The organism is Bradyrhizobium uaiense, assembly GCF_010811875.1.
In the GTDB taxonomy this organism is placed as follows: domain Bacteria; phylum Pseudomonadota; class Alphaproteobacteria; order Rhizobiales; family Xanthobacteraceae; genus Bradyrhizobium; species Bradyrhizobium uaiense.
This window is the reverse complement of the sequence record NZ_VKHP01000013.1, coordinates 18,732-35,978: the sequence shown is the minus strand read 5'-3', so window position 1 is coordinate 35,978 and position 17,247 is coordinate 18,732. Positions and strand designations below refer to the sequence as shown.

Genomic DNA, 17,247 nt, shown 5'->3' with positions numbered 1-17,247 from the left:
CACTCAGCTCAATTGCCGGTATGACCAGCGCAGAGACCACCGCTTCAACGTTACACGCGCCACCGGCCGAGCCCACTGCGGAGGCGCGGGGCTTTCCGCTGCGGCGCTGGCTGGCGCCGTTCGCGGTGGCTATCGCGCTGCTGTCCGGCTTCCTGACCTTCGTGGTCCTGACCGGCCTGACCCCGATCGAGCCCACCTCCGAGGTGGTCCGCTCCTTCCTGATGATCAATGCCGCCACGATCCTGCTGCTGGTCGGCATCATCGTCCGGGAAGTCTGGCAGATGGTGCAGGCGAGGCGGCGCGGCCGGGCGGCGGCGCGGCTGCATGTGCAGATCGTCGGCCTGTTCTCGGTGATCGCGGTCTTGCCCGCCGTGCTGGTGTCGATCGTCGCCAACGTCACCATCGAGCGCGGCCTCGACCGGCTGTTCTCGGGGCCGACCAAGCAGGTGATCCAGAACTCGCTGACCATCGCCAGCGCCTACATGCAGGAGCACGCCCAGCTCATCAACGGCGACACGCTGGCGATGGCCAACGATCTCGCCCATGCGCGGCCGCTCTATGACCAGGATCGCATGACGTTCCTGCAGCTGATGACGGCCGGGGCCGAGTCGCGCAACCTGCCGGTCGCTGTGCTGATGGACAAGGACGGCAAGATCGTCGCCAGCGCGGAAACCGGCGTCCGCCTGAACTATGAAGCGCCGCCGCCTGACATCCTGAAGGACATCAACGAAACCGAGCCGAAGATCTCGGTCTTCCCGGAAAACTACGTCGCCTCCGTGGTCCGGCTGCGGGCCTATGACGACATGTTCCTGTACGTGGCGCGGCTGCTCGATCCGGCCGTCGTCGCGCAGCTCAAGCAGACCCAGACCAGCGCCGCCGAATATGCGCAGCTCGAGACTCGCAGGCTCGGCATCCAGGTCGCGTTCGCGCTGATGTTTGCGGTGATCGCGCTGACCATCCTGATGGCCTCGGTGCTGATCGGACTCAACTTCGCCAACGGGCTGGTGTCGCCGATCCGCCAGTTGATGGGTGCGGCGAGCGAGGTTTCGACCGGCAATCTCAACGTCCAGGTGCCGGTCCATAAATCGGCCAGCGACCTCGCGCTGCTCGGCGAGATCTTCAACAAGATGACGCAGGAGCTGCGCACCCAGCGCAACGAGCTGGTCGATGCCAGCGAGACTATCGACAGCCGCCGCCGTTTCATCGAGGCGGTGCTGTCGTCGGCCTCTGCCGGCATCATCGGCGTTGACGCCTCAGGCAGCGTCGGCATCCTCAACCGCTCGGCGGAAAAGCTGATTGGGCACGCCGAGTCGGAAACGCTCGGCCATCCGCTTTCGGACGTGCTGCCCGAACTCGACGAGATGATGAAGACCGCGCGCGAGGGAACGCAGCGGCTGGTGCAGGGGCAGGTGACGATCCTGCGCGACGGCAACGAGCGCAATCTGTCGGTTCGCGTCTCCGCCGAGCAGACCAGCCAGTCGCGCGACAGCTACATCATCACGCTCGACGACATCACCGAACTGGTCTCGGCGCAGCGCACCTCGGCCTGGGGCGACGTCGCCCGCCGCATCGCCCACGAGATCAAGAATCCGCTGACCCCGATCCAGCTGTCCGCCGAGCGGATCCGCCGCAAGTTCGGCAAGACGATCACCGAAGAGAAGGACAAGTCGATCTTCGAGCAGTGCACCGACACCATTGTGCGCCAGGTCGACGACATCAGGCGCATGGTCGACGAGTTCTCGCGCTTCGCGCGGATGCCCAAGCCCGTGATGGAGGGCGAGGACGTCGCCGACGTGGTGCGACAGGCGGTGTTCCTGATGAAGGTCGCCCACCCCGATCTCGACATCGAGGCCGACATCAAGCAGTCGCCGCTGCCGGCGCAGTTCGACCGCCGGCTGATCTCGCAGGCGTTGACCAACATCATCAAGAACGCCACCGAGGCGATCGAGCAGGTGCCGCGCGAGGAGCTCGGCAAGGGCCGCATCGACGTCGTGGCGCAGCGCGAGAACGACGACATCCTGATTGACGTCGTCGACAACGGTATCGGCCTGCCCAAGGTCGCCCGTTCGCGCCTGCTCGAGCCCTATGTCACGACGCGGGCGAAGGGCACCGGTCTGGGGCTCGCCATCGTCGGCCGCGTCCTCGAGGACCACGGCGGCCGCATCGAGCTCAAGGATGCGTCCGATTTCCGCGAGGGGCAGCGCGGTGCCTGGATGCGGCTGCGCTTTGCCGTCACCGGCCAGGCGGCCAAGCCGGAGAACAAGGACCAAAAGCCGGACGTGAAACCGGACAAGACCGAACCCACCAGTGAAAAAAATCCGCCGGAAGAGCCGACCAACGGCCCGGCACAGGCGACCAACAATGAACCAAAAATCCAAGAACCGATCCGAGAACCGATCCAAGCATCCGATAGTCCTGAACCAAATAATCAAGAGCCAAATGCGCAAGAGCCAAAAATCAAAGCTGCGACGGGCGACTGACAAGGCAGGTGTAACCCATGGCAAGTGACATTCTGATTGTCGACGACGAAGCCGACATTCGCGACCTCGTTGCGGGTATCCTGGACGATGAGGGCTTCTCCACCCGCACCGCGCGCGACAGCGATTCGGCACTTGCCGAGATCGCCAACCGCCGCCCGAACCTGGTGTTCCTCGACATCTGGTTGCAGGGCTCCAAGCTCGACGGCCTGCAGCTGCTCGAGCAGATCAAGAAGGACAATGCCGATCTGCCGGTCGTGATGATCTCCGGCCACGGCAACATCGAAACCGCGGTCGCCGCGATCAAGCGCGGCGCCTATGACTTCATCGAGAAGCCGTTCAAGTCGGATCGGCTGATCCTGGTCGCGACGCGGGCGCTGGAGACGTCGCGGCTCCGCCGCGAGGTGAAGGAGCTGAAGCAACTGGCGCCCGCAGCCAGCGTGCTGACCGGCCGCTCGGCCTGCATGAACCAGCTGCGCCAGACCATCGACCGCGCCGCCAAGGCCAACAGCCGCATCCTGATCGTCGGGCCGTCGGGCGCCGGCAAGGAGCTCGCCGCGCGGACGCTGCATCATGCCTCCGGGCGCGCCGAGGGGCCGTTCGTGGTGATCAATGCGGCCGCGATCACGCCGGAGCGCATGGAGATCGAGCTGTTCGGCATCGAGGGATCGAACGGCGAGCAGCAGCGCAAGGCCGGCGCGCTCGAGGAAGCGCATGGCGGCACGCTGTTCATCGACGAGATCGCGGACATGCCGCGCGAGACCCAGAACAAGATCCTGCGCGTGCTGGTCGATCAGACCTTCCAGCGCCAGGGCGGCACCAGCAAGGTCCATGTCGACGTCCGCATCATCTCCTCGACCGCGCGCAATCTCGAGGAGGAGATCGCCGGCGGGCGTTTCCGCGAGGACCTCTATCATCGCCTCTCGGTGGTGCCGATCCGGGTGCCGCCGTTGTCGGAGCGGCGCGAGGACATCCCCGAGCTGATCGACTATTTCATGGACCAGATCTCGGCCGCCACCGGCCTGCCGAAGCGGCAGATCGGGCAGGACGCGATGGCCGTGCTGCAGTCGCATGTCTGGCCGGGCAACGTCCGCCAGCTCCGCAACAACGTGGAGCGCGTGATGATCCTGGCCGGCGGCGGCCCGGAGGCGATCATCACCGCCGACATGCTGCCGCAGGACGTCGGCTCCATGGTACCGGCGATGCCGACCTCCAACAATGGCGAGCACATCATGGGCCTGCCGCTGCGCGAGGCCCGTGAGGTGTTCGAGCGCGACTACCTGATCGCCCAGATCAGCCGCTTCTCCGGCAATATCTCGCGCACCGCAGAGTTCGTCGGCATGGAGCGCTCGGCACTACACCGCAAGCTGAAGGCGCTCGGGGTCGGCTGACCCCGGCGCGCCAGGGTCGGCAATTGCCCCGGCGATTACCCGCCGGGGGGAAGCAAGGGCAGGCGGGGTTGGCCGGCGAGCCGAAGGCGGGGGCGGCACAACCGGGGATTTATCCACTCTCCACGAGAATATTCGTCTCTTTCCCCGCCCTTTCTTAGAATTGCCACCGTGTTCCTACCGACTGCACCGCGAACCGGCTTGCCTAAAAACCGCGCGTGGCCTCTAATCCTACCGCTACGCCTGCCAGAGGGGGATCTCAGGGCAGGTGGGCAGCCGGAGGAGGCTCCGTGAGAGAGCCGCAACCGGTTCAATAAAAAGAAGCACAAGCTTGCGGGACAAAAACAATGGCGGCAGACCGCGCACAAAATCTACAAGACACCTTCCTTAATCACGTTCGTAAAACCAAGACGCCACTGACGATATTTCTGGTCAACGGAGTAAAGCTGCAGGGCATTGTCACATGGTTCGACAATTTCTGCTTGCTGCTGCGGCGCGACGGTCACTCGCAGCTGGTCTACAAGCACGCGATCTCGACCATCATGCCGGGGGCTCCGATTCAGCTGTTCGAAGGTGGTGAGGACGCACCGGCTTGAGAGTGAAGTGATTGGAACCCTTCAACCGTGAAGGGGGCGCCGACCGGACCAAGTCTAGGCCCGGGTCGGCTGGGGACGGCAGCAGCGGGCGGGTGATCGTCATCGGCCCGTACCTGCGCACGCGCCGGGGCGACGGCGATGCGCAAACGGATCCCTCTGTCCGCGACTATGAAGCGCGAATCGAGGAGGCCGCCGGCCTTGCCGGTGCGATCGACCTCACCGTGGTGGAATCCATCATCGCGCCGATCAATCAGATCCGGCCTGCCACCTATCTCGGCAAGGGCAAGGTCGAGGAGATCAACGGCCTCGTCGCCGGCAACATGGTCGAGCTCGTGGTGATGGATTGCGCGCTGTCGCCGATCCAGCAGCGCAACCTCGAGAAGGCCTGGAGCACCAAGGTGCTCGACCGCACCGGCCTGATCCTGGAAATCTTCGGCCGCCGCGCCAAGACCAAGGAGGGCGCGCTGCAGGTCGAGCTCGCCCATCTGAATTATCAGCGCAGCCGCCTGGTGCGCTCCTGGACCCATCTCGAGCGCCAGCGCGGCGGCTTCGGCTTCATGGGCGGACCTGGCGAAACCCAGATCGAGGCCGACCGCCGCCTGATCAGCGAGCGCATCACCAAGCTCGAAGGCGAATTGAAGAAGGTGCAGGCGACGCGACGGCTGCATCGCGCCGGCCGCCAGCGCGTGCCGTACCGCGTGGTGGCGCTGGTCGGCTACACCAACGCCGGCAAGTCGACCCTGTTCAACCGCCTGACGCGCGCCGACGTGCAGGCCGCCGACATGTTGTTTGCGACGCTCGACCCGACCCTGCGTGCGCTCAACCTGCCGCATGGCGGCAAGGCGATGCTGTCCGACACCGTCGGCTTCATCTCCAACCTGCCGACCCAGCTGGTGGCCGCGTTCCGCGCCACGCTGGAGGAGGTTCTGGAGGCCGACATCATCCTGCATGTCCGCGACATCTCGCATGAGGATGCCGAGGCGCAGGAGCGCGACGTCGAGGGCGTGCTGCGCCAGCTTGGCATCGATCCCGACGCCGATGGCGGCCAGCGCATCATCGAGGTCTGGAACAAGATCGACCGCTTCGATCCCGAGGAGCGGGACAATCTGCGCAATATCGCCGCGCGCCGCCCGCCGGAGCGGCCCTGCTTCCTCGTCTCGGCCGCGACCGGCGAGGGGATCGACGCGCTGCTGTCAGCAATTGAGGATCGCCTCGCGGCCAAGCGCATGACCCTGCGGCTCTCGATCGACGCCTCCGACGGTGCCGGCATCAGCTGGCTGCACCGTAATGCTGAGGTCCTGAACAAGGAACTGCAAGGCGAGCGCTTCGATATGACAGTGCGCGTCGACGAGACCAAGCGCGACATCGTGGTGAGCCGGTTCGCCGCGGTGCCCCTCGAGGCGTAAACCCTTCGGCGCGGCGCCGCGCAACCAAATATGACGACGCTGTGACGTGGCCTCACTCCGGCACGGCTGCGACGTGCCGGTGCGCTTTCTGTTTGAAATCTGCGCCGCCTTGGTTCATTGCGCTGCTGGACGCAAAGCCGAGGCCGATCGATGCAGGACACCAGCAACACCATCCCCCACGACACGCTCGCCGGCCAGAACGGTGATCTTGCCCATGCCCGGGCGCCCGAGATCGTCGATGCGCTCAATGCCCGGGAGCCGGCCGATGCCGCGCAGCTGCTGCGGTCCTTGCCCGCCGAGAAGGCGATCGAGGTGCTCGACCTGCCCGGGCTCGACAACACCTGCGAGATCCTGGCCGAGCTGCCGAAGGACACCGCGGTGTCGCTGCTATCGGGCGTCTCCGACGACCGTGCCGCCGACATCTTCAAGGAGCTGGTCGAGCCGCTGCGCACGACGCTGCTGAACGGCCTCAACCCGGATACCCGGAACGTCATCTCGGGGCTGCTGGCCTATCCCGAACGCAGCGCCGGCAGCATCATGACGACGGAGTTCGTCAGCGTGCCCTCGAGCTGGACCATCGCCGAGGTCCTGCATCACATCCGGATGGTCGAGCGCACCCGCGAGACCGTCTACTCGATCTTCGTGATCGACCCGATCAAGAAGACCTTGATCCAGGCCGTGCCGCTGCGCCGGCTGATCTCGGCCGATCCTCATGCCAACGTGCTGACCGCGGCACCGGCGCGAAAGCCGCTGATGATTGCGCCCGAAGCCGATCGCATGGAGGCGGCGCGGCTGATCTCGCGCTACGATCTGCTCGCGGTTGCGGTGGTCGACGGCCCAGGGCACATCCTTGGCATTGTCACGGTCGACGACGTCATCGACGCCATCGTCGAGGAATCGACCGAGGACGCCCAGAAGTTCGGCGGCATGGAAGCGATCGACGAGCCTTATCTGCGGATCGGTTTCAGCGAGATGATCAAGAAGCGCGCCGGCTGGCTGTGCGCGCTGTTCCTGTCGGAAATGCTGACCGCCACCGCAATGCAGTCGTACCAGAGCGAGCTCGAGAAGGCGATCGTCCTGACCCTGTTCATTCCGCTGATCATGAGCTCCGGCGGCAATTCCGGCTCGCAGGCAACCTCGCTGCTGATCCGTTCGCTGGCGCTGCACGAGGTGCGGCTGCGAGACTGGTGGCGGGTCGCCGTGCGCGAGCTACCGACAGGTATCGTGCTCGGCTCCATCCTCGGCCTGATCGGCATTGTCAGGATCACCGTCTGGCAGACGCTGGGCCTGTTCGATTACGGCCCGCATTGGTTGCTGGTGGCCGTCACCGTCGGCGCCGCGCTGATCGGCATCGTCACCTTCGGATCGCTGTGCGGCTCGATGCTGCCGTTCATCCTCAAGCGCATCGGCTTCGATCCGGCCAGCGCCTCCGCGCCGTTCGTCGCGACGCTGGTCGACGTCACCGGCCTCGTGATCTATTTCGGCGTTGCGGCGGTGATCCTGCGCGGCACGCTGTTGTAGGAGGAGGGGCTGCGCGATTTGAGGCGACTGCGTCCACAAACTCACTGTCGTCCCGGCGAAGGCCGGGACCCATAACCACCGGCCGTTGTTATTGCGCTCGATCGCAGTTCCGAATTGCAACTTCGTCCGTCGATCACTCGCGCGGGACTGATACCGTCAACCAACCGATAGATCACGCGGTATGGGTCCCGGCCTTCGCCGGGACGACGGCTTCATTTGCCATCTTCGCCTCATTCCACAGCGCATCCATCTCTTCGAGCGACGCGCCGTCGAGCGAGCGGCCCTTCGCGGCCAGCGCCTTCTCGATATAGGCAAAGCGTCGCTCGAACTTGGCGTTGGTGGCGCGCAGCGCGGTTTCCGGATCGGCGTCGACGTGGCGGGCGAGGTTGACCAGCGCGAACATGAGATCGCCGGTCTCTTCCGCGATCTCCTGCTTGTCGTTGCGGTCGAGCGCGGCCTCGATCTCGTCGGCTTCCTCGCGGATCTTGGCGAGCACCGCGCGCGGATCGTTCCAGTCGAAGCCGACGGTCGATGCCTTGCGCTGCAATTCCATCGCCCGCGTCAGGGCAGGGAGGCCGGCCTTCACGCTCGCCAGCAGCGAAGTATGCGCAGTGTCCTCCGGCGGCCGCCGCGCGGCGCGCTCGGCTTTTTCCTCGGCCTTGATGCGCTCCCACGCGCTCTTGACGCCGGCGGGCTGGATGTTGCCGTCCTTGTCGGCAAAGACGTGCGGGTGACGGCGGATCATCTTTTTCGTGATCGCCTCGACCACATCGCCGAACGCAAACGCGTTCTGCTCCTCCGCCATCCTTGCGTGATAGACCACCTGCAACAGGAGATCGCCGAGCTCCTCGCGCAGATCGTCGAGATCGCCGCGCGTGATCGCGTCGGCGACCTCGTAGGCCTCCTCGATCGTGTAGGGCGCGATGGTCTCGAAATTCTGCACGAGATCCCACGGGCAGCCGCTCACCGGCGTGCGCAGCGCAGCCATGATCTCGATCAGGCGGGAAATATCGCGGGAAGGGGTCATGGGACACACCGGACGGTCAGGGGTATAGGCCTTATGCCAAATCAGCCCTGCCGATCCCAGCAAAACGCGCCGAAATCGCGGCGCTGTCCACCGATTGGCCGTCGGGCCAAGGAGTGGTAAAGCGCGTTCAATGACCGATCAGATCAATTCCGACACGGCGCTGGTGCTGTTTTCCGGCGGCCAGGATTCCACCACCTGCCTGGCCTGGGCCCTGTCGCGCTTTGCGCGCGTCGAGATGCTCGGCTTCTCCTACGGCCAGCGCCATGCCGTCGAACTTGATTGCCGCGATCGGCTGCTGGCCGGGATCAAGCAAATGCGGCCCGATTGGTCGGCGAAGCTCGGCGACAGCCATACGCTCGCGATCCCGACGCTGTCGGAAATCTCGGATACCGCGCTGACCCGCGACGTTGCGATCGAAATGGGTTCGGACGGGTTGCCCAACACCTTCGTGCCCGGCCGCAACCTCGTGTTCCTCACCTTTGCCGCGGCGCTGGCCTACCGGCGCGGCATCCGTCACATCATCGGCGGCATGTGCGAGACCGACTATTCCGGCTATCCGGATTGCCGCGACGAGACCATCAAAGCGTTGCAGTCTGCGCTCAACCTCGGCATGGCCAAGGATTTCGAGCTGCACACGCCGCTGATGTGGCTCGACAAGGCCGCGACCTGGCGCCTTGCGCACGATCTCGGCGGGGCAGGGCTGGTCGATCTGATCCGCGAGCATTCGCATACCTGCTATCTCGGCGAACGGGGCGCACAGCACGATTGGGGCTATGGCTGCGGCGAATGCCCGGCGTGCAGCCTGCGGGCCAAGGGCTGGCGGGAATATGTCGCGCAGGGTGGTGGCGACAATCACTGAGTTGTCTCCAACGCCGCGTTGCAGGGCGCCTCTGCCAAAATATCGAAAACAACCCCATGCACAGTAGCCGTGGGCTGCCGCCGTTCGACACGCAACCCTTGACACGTCGGGCAACTCAGCTGCACTTTTCCATTATTCCGAAATCACGCGCCCTCGGGGGCCACTGCATATGGCATTTGCAGTCCCATCCGTTATTCCGGGGCTCGCGAAGCGAGAGCCCGGAATCCATTCTTCCACGAGCTATGTGGCCTGATGGATTCCGGGCTCGCGCCAAGAGGCGCGCCCCGGAATGACGGAAGAGAAGGGAAGCGCCGCTACCTAAAATCCCCCGGCACCAGCTCGATCGGCTGGCCGTGCGGGGTGCGGTCGGCGGCATGATCCCAGGCATCGCGGTAGCGGTGCAGCGTCTCATGGGTCGTGACGCCCTTGGCGGCGACGAGGTGTTCCAGCGTCGCCAGCCAATGCTGGTAATAGGTCTCGCCGGTGTCGGGATCGCCGGCGGCCTGCGCACGTTTGATCTGGTCGGCAAGCGCTGCGGCCCATTCGGGCCAGGTGAAGACACCGCGGTCATGCAGCGTCAGCGCCATTGCGAACGCCTGCGCCTCCCACGGCGCGCGAAACACCGGGCCGTCCTGATCGCGGGGAATGCTGGAGACGGCGCTGGTCGCGCGCGCGGCGGCGCCGGAATCCATCAGGCGGCCTCCAGATAGGGCTCGAACGCGTCGATCGAGACCTTGATGGTCGGATCGGAATCCGGTCCCCAGAGTTCGCGTCCGTCGAACACAACGGTGTACAGCCATTGCGGCTGCTCGCCGGCGTCGTTCGCGACCGTATCGGGAAACACGTGACAACCGTGATCGCGCTCGACCACGCCGACATGACCGCGCACATAGCGCGGCAGCCGCGTGTGCGTGGCGGGATGAATGTTCTTCGCCCGCACCCGATCGCCCGCCTTGAATTTCGCCGGCGCTGGTGCCGCTCGGCCGAACTTGCCGCGCACCATGATGCGCTCGACGTCGGCCATGGAGAATTTGCCGTGCTTGAGCGATTTCGCCGGCGCGACGGAATGTCCGGATGCGACGTCGTCCTTGGAGATATAGCCCTTGTCGAGCAGCAGGGCTTCCAGCCCAAGGAACCATTTCTTGTAATAGGAGCTCGACAGATAGACCTGCGGGGGCAGGGTCTCGCGATAGAAGCGCGATGTATCGATGTTGAAGGCACCGGCCGCGCCCATCGCACGGACCATCGCGAGCACGCGCGATTCCCATTCCTCATGGAACATCGGCTCGTTCAGCTCGGGCACGACCTTGCCGAATCCGTCCATGCCGCCCATGTCGTGGACGCCGTTCATGACGGTGCTCCCGGTGTTTTCGGGAAGCCGGTGCCGATCATGGAATCGCGCGTCACGAGTTCGGCCAGTTGGTCTTCGCTCCAGCCCTCGGTGCCTGCGGGCCGCATCGGCAGCACCAGGAAGCGCGTTTCAGCGGTAGAGTCCCAGACCCGGATTTCCGTCTCCTTCGGCAGGCTGACGCCGAAATCGGCGAGCACGCCGCGCGGATCCTTGACCGCGCGCGAGCGGTACGGCGAGGCCTTGTACCAGACCGGCGGCAGCCCGAGCATTTCCCAAGGGTAACAGGAGCAGAGTGTGCAGACGACCATGTTGTGCCGGCCAGTTGTGTTCTCGATCGCAACCAGATGGTCGCCGACCCGACTGACATGGCCGAGGGTGCCGACCGCCTTGCTGGCGTCCTCGAGCAGCGCCTGCTTGAAGGCGGGATCGGTCCAGGCCTTGGCGACGACCCGGGCGCCGTTGTGCGGGCCGATCTTGGTCTCATAGGCCTGCACGATGGCGTCGAGCGCGGCCGCCTCGACATAGCCTTTTTCGGTCAGGATCGATTCCAGCGCGCGGACGCGCAGTTCGGTCTCCGACAGTTCGGAATGGTCGTGATCGTGGTGGTGATGATCATGTTCGCTCATGCCAACAGAATAGGCGAAACTGCCGTGCTATGTCGAGGCAAGCCGTACACAACAATGCGAGCAGGGAGGTATGCGTGGTTGACCATGTGACGATCGAGAAGGGCCTCGGGCCGGAGGGCCGCATCGCGGTGGTGCGGTTCGACCGTGGCGACGGTATCAACGCGCTGTCGCCGGAGGCGCTGCGGCAACTGACCGATGCGGCGCGCAGCTTCGAGGACGATGGCGACACCTCGGTGGTGGTGCTGACCGGCGGCGCCAAATCGTTCAGCGCCGGCTTCGACCTCAAAGATGCCGAAGGGCGCTCGCGCCAGACCATGGATATGGGCACGCTGCGCCGCCATCTGAAGCTCGGGCCGCGGCTGACGCGCGCCTGGCAGGAGATGGAGCAGGTCACGATCGGCGCGATCGAAGGGTTTTGCGTCGGCGGCGGCGTGGCGCTCGCGGTCGCGCTGGATTTCCGCGTCATGGCGCGCGATGCGCACATGCGGGTGCCGGAGATCGCGCTCGGCATGAACATGAGCTGGCAGAGCGTGCCGCGCATGCTGCATCTGATGGGCCCGGCGCGCACCAAGCAGGCCGTGATCCTGGCCGACGACCGGATTTCGGCCGAGGAGGCCTACGAATGGGGTCTGGTGGAGCAGGTGGTTGATCCGGGCAAATCATACGAGGCCGCAATGGCGCTGGCGGCCAAGGTCGCCGCCCAGCCGCCGATGTCGGTGGCGATGACCAAGCTGACCGTCAATCGACTGGCGCATGCGCTCGACGACCTCGCCAGCCACATGGATCTCGACCAGTTCGCGCTGGCGAGCCTGACCGACGATCACAAGGAAGGCGTCGCGGCGTTCCTTGGACGGCGGAAGCCACGCTTCAGGGGGCGCTAACAGGTGTCGCGGTCGACAAACGCCGCTCTAGCGTTTGGTGATGCGGTCGCGGCCGGCGAGGTCGGCCTCCCAGCCGAACACGGAGCGGCCGTCGAGGCTTGGCGAACGCGCGCGCTCGTTGGCCACGAAGGCATCGAAGGACGGGCCGGATGCCGTCAATTCGAGCCTGCGCGCCTGATCGTCCAGCCGCTTCAACGCCTGCAGTTCCTCGTCGCGGCCGAGCTTCGCCTGCTGCACCGCCGATTTCAGCACGCCGATGGTCTCGTCATAGACCTTGATCGGCACCGGAAACGGATGACGGTCCTTGCCGCCATGCGCGAGCGAGAAACGCGCCGGATCACGGAAACGATACGGCGTACCGTGCACGACCTCGGCGACCATCGCGAGCGACTCCACGGTGCGGGCGCCGACGCCGGGCGTCAGCAGCAGCTCGGGGAAGTCCAGCGGCCCACGCTCCGCGGCGGCGGCGAGGGTGCCGTGCAGGCGGCGGATAAAGACGTCGCTCGAGCGCACGTCGTGATGAGCGGGCATGATCAGATGCAGGAGATCGCCCTGCGCCTCCACCTTCTCGGTCAGTCCGGCATATTCCCGCGCAATGCCGTCGGGACCGAGCGCGGCGAGCAGATCGAGCTGGGCCTGGCGCGAGGCGTCGGCGCGGTGGTCGGTGAGATTGACGATCTCGCCCTGCGATGGTCCATCGATCGCGCTGTGCGGCTCGTCGACAAAGCTGCGCAGGCCCTCGGAATGCCAGTGATACCGTCGCGCCTGCCGCTTGCTGTCGCTCATGCCTTGCTGGACCACGGTCCATTTGCCGTCCGTGGTGACGAAGAAGCCATGCAGATAGAGCTCGAAACCGTCCTGGACCGCGGCGCTGTCGACCTTGGCGACCAGACGGCTGGCGCGGGTGAGGGCAACGCCATCAAAGCCGGTCCGCTCGCCCAGCGCCGTCAGCTCGTCCGGCGTGCGCCGCGAATGATTGCCGCGGCCGCCGCAGACATAGATGCCGAGCTCGTCCTGCAACGGCGCCAGCCCGCGTTTCAGCGCGCCGATGACGCTCGTGGTGATTCCCGACGAGTGCCAGTCCATGCCCATCACGGCGCCGAACGACTGGAACCAGAACGGATGCGACAGCCGCTGCAGGAACGCGTCTCGTCCGTAATGATGGACCACCGCCTGGGTGATGATGGCACCCAGCGTCGCCATGCGCTGCGCCAGCCACGGCGGCACGCGTCCACCATGGAGGGGCAGATCAGCGCTGCCGGTACGTCGGGCCATCGGTCTCCACACCTTGGATCACGCCTTAGATCGAGCCTCGATGCGACGTCCGTGAGTCGAGGCAGACTATCCTCGACGATGAGCCTGTCATCGACTCGTTGGCAACCCATCGAGGATCGCGAGGGGATTGTGGTCGCCAAACGCCTCGCTGTCGACCCTGCGGAGACCCGGCCGGAATATCTGGGCGGTGGCTAAGAAGGCGGTGGCAAGCAGCGGATGCGCGCGTCGAGTTGCGCCGCTGGAATTGCCTCATGAAGCCGGAATAGCGGGGCCGCCGGCAGCCGGAGCGGGGGCTGCCGGCGACTGGCGACTACTTTCGGTTCTTGTCCAGCTCCTGCGCCATCGCGAGATGGTGCTTGAGCGCGAGCAGGGTCTTATCAGCCCAGTCCTTCAGCTTCGGATCCTCGCCGCCCTTGGCGTAGCGTTCGAACAGCGAGACCGCATCCTTGTGGGCGCTGACCTGCATCGGATCATATTCGCTGGCGAAATTGTCCGGCTTGGTGTTGCGCAGCACGTCGAGCTTCTTCTGCGAGCTGTCGTCGAGGCCGGTCGGCAATGCGGCCTTCATCTCGCCGGTGACCAGCGCCTTCAACTCGGTACTGGTCTTGGTATGGTCCGTGACCATCTGGTCGGCGAACTTCTTTTCCGCCGCATTGCCCTTCTGCTGGGCGATCTTCGCTGCTTCGATCTCCAGCATGTCGCTCATGGCCACTTCCTTGATGAAGTCTTCCGTTTTCGGTGCGACGCCAAGCACGGAATTGACGCCGGTCTTCTCGCCGACCGATTGGGCCAGCGCGGGCACTGTCAGCCCGCAACTGATGGCAATTGCCAGAATAGTTCGCTTCATCGCGCGTCTCCTCAGGCCGCCTCGGCGTTGATTGCGCCGATGGCGAGCTTGGTGAGCGCTTCATCCGTCTTCTTTTCCTCGGCCAGGGTCTGGTCGATGAGCTTGACGGCGTCCTTCATGCTGAGCTTGGTCGCCCATGCTTTCAGTGTGCCGTAACGGGCAATCTCGTAATGCTCGACCGCCTGGGCGGCAGAGACCAGGCCCGGATCGAGCGCCGGCGTGTCGGCGTACTCTTCCATGATCTCCTTGCCTTCGTCGAGGATGCCCTCGATGGCGTCGCACTTCTTGCCGCGCGCCGGCTTGCCCATCAGATCGAAGATCTGCTCGAGCCGATCGATCTGTCCTTCGGTCTCGTCATGGTGCTTCTCGAAAGCCGCACGCAACTGCTCGGACCCGGCGGCCTTGGCCATCCGCGGCAGCGCCTTGAGGATCTGTTTTTCGGCGTAGTAGATGTCCTTGAGGGTATCCAGGAAGAGGGCGCTCAGGTCTTTCTCCGGCATCGGTGTCGCTCCAGTGTGGGTTGATCTGTACCCACAACAGGGACCCTACAATGTCGTTCCTATCTGTCCTGGTTGACGCACGGACTTGCGACTGCGCAGCTTTGACGCAACGCTCGCGAGGAACGAAGCGTCGGCGGACCCGTTGGACGATCTCATCTTTCAATGGAGAACCGCGATGGACTGGAATCGTGTCGAAGGCAACTGGAAGCAGATGAAGGGTAAGGTCAAGGAGCAGTGGGGCAAGCTGACCGATGACGACCTCGATGTGATCGCCGGCAAGCAGGACCAGCTCGAAGGCCGTTTGCAGCAGCGTTACGGCTATGCCAAGGATCAAGCCACGAAGGAAGTGAATGACTGGTACGGCCGCCAGAAATGGTGACCGCTACGCATTCCAGGGCCCCGCTTGAGCGGGGCCCTTTGCTTTGCGCCGCTTGGAACAGGGGCGAATGCGAAACGTTTGAAAGGTGCCGTCATCGCCTCAAGCAAGGGCATCCATGCCGATCACGGTGCGACCGACCCAGCCGGATATTGCCATTGCGCGCGTTATCTCGCGCAACACGACTCCGCCAACAGAACGCGCCGCCTCAATCCTGACATGGGCGGCGGACGAGCATGTCGCCTGCGCCCTGGCACTTGGATGGTGGCTATGGTGTCGGAGCAAGCCAGAGCCGCGACGCCTGGCGAGTGACCATCTTCTGATCACGGCGTTGGCCGCATCGCTGGTTCCGCACCTGCTCAAACGGGTATTCAACCAGAAGCGGCCGGACCGGCTCACCGTCCTTGGTCATCTGCACGGCGTTCCAATCTCGGGCAAAGCTGAAGACTCGTTTCCGTCCGGACACGCAATTCAGGTCGGCGCCATCAGTTCGGCAGCGAGCGAGCTTCCAGAGGGCGAGCGCGGGATCGTCCGGGCGCTCGGCGCTTGCCTGATATCGACCCGCGTTCTGTTGCTGGCGCATTGGACGAGTGACGTTGTCGTGGGATCGGCGATCGGGGTGATACTCGAGCGGCTGATCCGATGCGTCACAGGGTACGGGCGGCAGGATCAGGTCTGAGGCGATGCGTTAGCTTAGGTCCGGGTCACAAAATCCATCAGGCCGAGCCAGAGCGAAGCGACGGGATAGCCGCCGGCGATCGTGGCCACGCCCATATCCGTAATTCGCATAAGGTATATTATGGAATATTTAGATCTACAATTAGATCAGATATTTAGTGCGAAATCTTCGCACTGGCCCGTAACTCGGCGTCTGTCCCAGGCTCGCCCGGTCGTGCATTCGGCTGGTGCGAATTCCATGGCGATCCACGCACAGGCATCTCGTCAGAAAGCCGATATTGCCGCGGCGTACGGACGCTGCAATAAGCGCGGCCTGCGCCGAGATCGCTGGTGACCCCGCGGCATCAGGTCCGTATAGGATGGCATCTCAGAACAACAACAAGCCTCTCGAGGGAGCAAACCCAATGAGCTTTTCCCGACGCACGCTGCTGAAGGTCTCCGCCGCTTCCGCCGTCATGGGCGGAATTGGCGCGCCGTATGTGGCGCGCGCCCAGTCGGCCGAGTTCTCTTACAAGTTCGCCAACAACCTGCCGGAGTCGCACCCGTTGGTGGCTCGCGCCCGGGAGATGTCCGCGGCGATCAAGACCGAGACCAACGGCCGCTTCGACCTTCAGGTGTTCCCGAACAACCAGCTCGGCTCGGATACCGACGTGCTGAGCCAGGTGCGCTCAGGCGGCGTCGAGTTCTTCACGCTGTCCGGCCTGATCCTGGCGACCCTGGTGCCGGCGGCTTCGATCAACGGCATCGGCTTCGCGTTCCCGGATTATCCCACGGTCTGGAAGGCGATGGACGGCGACCTCGGCGCCTATGTCCGCGATGAGATCAAAAAGGCCGGCCTCGAGGTCATGGACAAGATCTGGGACAACGGATTCCGCCAGACCACGTCCTCGACCAAGCCGATCAACGGGCCCGACGACTTCAAGGGTTTCAAGATCCGCGTGCCGGTATCGCCGCTCTGGACCTCGATGTTCAAGGCGTTCGACGCCTCGCCCGCCTCGATCAATTTCAGCGAGGTCTATTCGGCGCTGCAGACCAAGATCGTCGAAGGCCAGGAAAACCCGCTGGCGCTGATCTCGACGGCGAAGCTGTATGAAGTCCAGAAGTATTGCTCGCTCACCAACCACATGTGGGACGGCTTCTGGTTCCTGATGAACCGCAAAGCCTGGGCGGCCTTGCCGGACGATATCAAGACCATCGTCGCCAAGCACGTCAACGCGGCGGCCGTCAAGGAACGCGAAGACACCGAGAAGCTGAACGCGACCGTCAAGCAGGAGCTCGCGGGCAAGGGTCTCGTGTTCAACCAGCCCGAGGTTGGGCCGTTCCGCGACAAGCTGCGCACCGCGGGCTTCTACGCCGAATGGAAGGGGAAGTACGGCGAGAAGGCCTGGGAGCTGCTCGAGAAGTCCGTCGGCAAACTGTCCTGAACAGTCAAGCGGGAG

General features: G+C 64.6%; 17 protein-coding genes. 10 read left to right on the top strand and 7 right to left on the bottom strand.

Features of this window, described 5'->3' with window-relative positions:
• Positions 1-20: 20 nt before the first annotated feature.
• From FNJ47_RS05765 to mgtE, 5 genes are all read left to right on the top strand, one after another.
• The gene (locus tag FNJ47_RS05765; RefSeq protein ID WP_163151503.1) at positions 21-2,480 is read left to right on the top strand and encodes a sensor histidine kinase NtrY-like; all 2,460 of its coding nucleotides are present in this window, start codon (positions 21-23) and stop codon (positions 2,478-2,480) included.
• Positions 2,481-2,497: 17 nt separating this feature from the next.
• A complete protein-coding gene (ntrX, locus tag FNJ47_RS05760) occupies positions 2,498-3,868 on the top strand; it encodes a nitrogen assimilation response regulator NtrX (protein ID WP_163151501.1) in 1,371 nt (456 codons plus the stop codon).
• Between the two features lie 344 nt (positions 3,869-4,212).
• On the top strand, positions 4,213-4,461 hold the full coding sequence (gene hfq / locus FNJ47_RS05755) for an RNA chaperone Hfq (RefSeq protein WP_006020546.1): 249 nt from the start codon (positions 4,213-4,215) through the stop codon (positions 4,459-4,461).
• An 11-nt stretch (positions 4,462-4,472) separates the two neighbouring features.
• The gene (hflX, locus tag FNJ47_RS05750; protein ID WP_163151499.1) at positions 4,473-5,867 is read left to right on the top strand and encodes a GTPase HflX; all 1,395 of its coding nucleotides are present in this window, start codon (positions 4,473-4,475) and stop codon (positions 5,865-5,867) included.
• Between the two features lie 150 nt (positions 5,868-6,017).
• Complete coding sequence (mgtE, locus tag FNJ47_RS05745) at positions 6,018-7,388, top strand: magnesium transporter (protein ID WP_163151497.1); 1,371 nt, start codon at positions 6,018-6,020, stop codon at positions 7,386-7,388.
• A 172-nt stretch (positions 7,389-7,560) separates the two neighbouring features.
• On the opposite strand, the gene mazG is transcribed toward mgtE, so the two are convergent.
• A complete protein-coding gene (mazG, locus tag FNJ47_RS05740) occupies positions 7,561-8,415 on the bottom strand; it encodes a nucleoside triphosphate pyrophosphohydrolase (RefSeq protein WP_163151495.1) in 855 nt (284 codons plus the stop codon).
• A gap of 130 nt (positions 8,416-8,545) precedes the next feature.
• Here mazG and queC point away from each other — a divergent pair, with 130 nt between their 5' ends.
• Complete coding sequence (queC, locus tag FNJ47_RS05735) at positions 8,546-9,274, top strand: 7-cyano-7-deazaguanine synthase QueC (protein ID WP_163151493.1); 729 nt, start codon at positions 8,546-8,548, stop codon at positions 9,272-9,274.
• Between the two features lie 314 nt (positions 9,275-9,588).
• On the opposite strand, the gene FNJ47_RS05730 is transcribed toward queC, so the two are convergent.
• Genes FNJ47_RS05730 through nthA form a run of 3 tightly spaced genes read right to left on the bottom strand, consistent with a single transcriptional unit; the run spans position 9,589 to position 11,251 of the window.
• On the bottom strand, positions 9,589-9,966 hold the full coding sequence (locus FNJ47_RS05730; RefSeq protein WP_163151491.1) for a nitrile hydratase accessory protein: 378 nt from the start codon (positions 9,964-9,966) through the stop codon (positions 9,589-9,591).
• Positions 9,966-10,625, bottom strand: coding sequence for a nitrile hydratase subunit beta (gene nthB / locus FNJ47_RS05725; RefSeq protein WP_163151489.1), 660 nt, complete (start codon positions 10,623-10,625; stop codon positions 9,966-9,968). Before nthB ends, FNJ47_RS05730 begins: the two co-directional genes overlap by 1 nt.
• The gene (gene nthA / locus FNJ47_RS05720; protein WP_163151487.1) at positions 10,622-11,251 is read right to left on the bottom strand and encodes a nitrile hydratase subunit alpha; all 630 of its coding nucleotides are present in this window, start codon (positions 11,249-11,251) and stop codon (positions 10,622-10,624) included. Before nthA ends, nthB begins: the two co-directional genes overlap by 4 nt.
• Positions 11,252-11,325: 74 nt before the next feature.
• On the opposite strand from nthA, the gene FNJ47_RS05715 reads away from it, so the two are divergent.
• Positions 11,326-12,132 (top strand): enoyl-CoA hydratase-related protein, encoded by an 807-nt coding sequence (locus FNJ47_RS05715; RefSeq protein ID WP_163151485.1) that lies wholly within the window; start codon positions 11,326-11,328, stop codon positions 12,130-12,132.
• A 27-nt stretch (positions 12,133-12,159) separates the two neighbouring features.
• Here FNJ47_RS05715 and FNJ47_RS05710 read toward each other — a convergent pair whose 3' ends face one another.
• From FNJ47_RS05710 to FNJ47_RS05700, 3 genes are all read right to left on the bottom strand, one after another.
• A complete protein-coding gene (locus FNJ47_RS05710; protein ID WP_163151483.1) occupies positions 12,160-13,407 on the bottom strand; it encodes a DUF763 domain-containing protein in 1,248 nt (415 codons plus the stop codon).
• A 310-nt stretch (positions 13,408-13,717) separates the two neighbouring features.
• Positions 13,718-14,254, bottom strand: a complete 537-nt coding sequence (locus FNJ47_RS05705; RefSeq protein ID WP_163151481.1) for a DUF4142 domain-containing protein — start codon at positions 14,252-14,254, stop codon at positions 13,718-13,720.
• An 11-nt stretch (positions 14,255-14,265) separates the two neighbouring features.
• Positions 14,266-14,754 (bottom strand): YciE/YciF ferroxidase family protein, encoded by a 489-nt coding sequence (locus FNJ47_RS05700; protein ID WP_163151479.1) that lies wholly within the window; start codon positions 14,752-14,754, stop codon positions 14,266-14,268.
• A 175-nt stretch (positions 14,755-14,929) separates the two neighbouring features.
• Between FNJ47_RS05700 and FNJ47_RS05695 the strand changes: the two genes are divergently transcribed.
• The 3 genes from FNJ47_RS05695 (at position 14,930) to FNJ47_RS05685 (ending at position 17,232) form a co-directional block, all read left to right on the top strand.
• The gene (locus FNJ47_RS05695) at positions 14,930-15,133 is read left to right on the top strand and encodes a CsbD family protein (RefSeq protein ID WP_050630357.1); all 204 of its coding nucleotides are present in this window, start codon (positions 14,930-14,932) and stop codon (positions 15,131-15,133) included.
• 115 nt (positions 15,134-15,248) lie between these two features.
• Complete coding sequence (locus tag FNJ47_RS05690; protein WP_163151477.1) at positions 15,249-15,809, top strand: phosphatase PAP2 family protein; 561 nt, start codon at positions 15,249-15,251, stop codon at positions 15,807-15,809.
• Between the two features lie 403 nt (positions 15,810-16,212).
• Entirely contained in the window at positions 16,213-17,232 is a 1,020-nt protein-coding gene (locus tag FNJ47_RS05685) for a TRAP transporter substrate-binding protein (protein WP_163151474.1), read from the top strand.
• The last annotated feature ends 15 nt before the right edge of the window (positions 17,233-17,247 follow it).

Bases quoted from the DNA above. Each gene is read 5' to 3' on its own strand.
- queC (WP_163151493.1), top strand. From the start codon at position 8,546: ATGACCGATCAGATCAATTCCGACACGGCGCTGGTGCTGTTTTCCGGC.
- FNJ47_RS05695 (WP_050630357.1), top strand. From the start codon at position 14,930: ATGGACTGGAATCGTGTCGAAGGCAACTGGAAGCAGATGAAGGGTAAG.
- FNJ47_RS05685 (WP_163151474.1), top strand. From the start codon at position 16,213: ATGAGCTTTTCCCGACGCACGCTGCTGAAGGTCTCCGCCGCTTCCGCC.
- ntrX (WP_163151501.1), top strand. From the start codon at position 2,498: ATGGCAAGTGACATTCTGATTGTCGACGACGAAGCCGACATTCGCGAC.
- FNJ47_RS05690 (WP_163151477.1), top strand. From the start codon at position 15,249: ATGCCGATCACGGTGCGACCGACCCAGCCGGATATTGCCATTGCGCGC.
- nthB (WP_163151489.1), bottom strand. From the start codon at position 10,625: ATGAACGGCGTCCACGACATGGGCGGCATGGACGGATTCGGCAAGGTC.
- mgtE (WP_163151497.1), top strand. From the start codon at position 6,018: ATGCAGGACACCAGCAACACCATCCCCCACGACACGCTCGCCGGCCAG.
- FNJ47_RS05705 (WP_163151481.1), bottom strand. From the start codon at position 14,254: ATGAAGCGAACTATTCTGGCAATTGCCATCAGTTGCGGGCTGACAGTG.
- FNJ47_RS05765 (WP_163151503.1), top strand. From the start codon at position 21: ATGACCAGCGCAGAGACCACCGCTTCAACGTTACACGCGCCACCGGCC.
- FNJ47_RS05700 (WP_163151479.1), bottom strand. From the start codon at position 14,754: ATGCCGGAGAAAGACCTGAGCGCCCTCTTCCTGGATACCCTCAAGGAC.
- hfq (WP_006020546.1), top strand. From the start codon at position 4,213: ATGGCGGCAGACCGCGCACAAAATCTACAAGACACCTTCCTTAATCAC.
- FNJ47_RS05730 (WP_163151491.1), bottom strand. From the start codon at position 9,966: ATGGATTCCGGCGCCGCCGCGCGCGCGACCAGCGCCGTCTCCAGCATT.
- nthA (WP_163151487.1), bottom strand. From the start codon at position 11,251: ATGAGCGAACATGATCATCACCACCACGATCACGACCATTCCGAACTG.
- FNJ47_RS05710 (WP_163151483.1), bottom strand. From the start codon at position 13,407: ATGGCCCGACGTACCGGCAGCGCTGATCTGCCCCTCCATGGTGGACGC.
- mazG (WP_163151495.1), bottom strand. From the start codon at position 8,415: ATGACCCCTTCCCGCGATATTTCCCGCCTGATCGAGATCATGGCTGCG.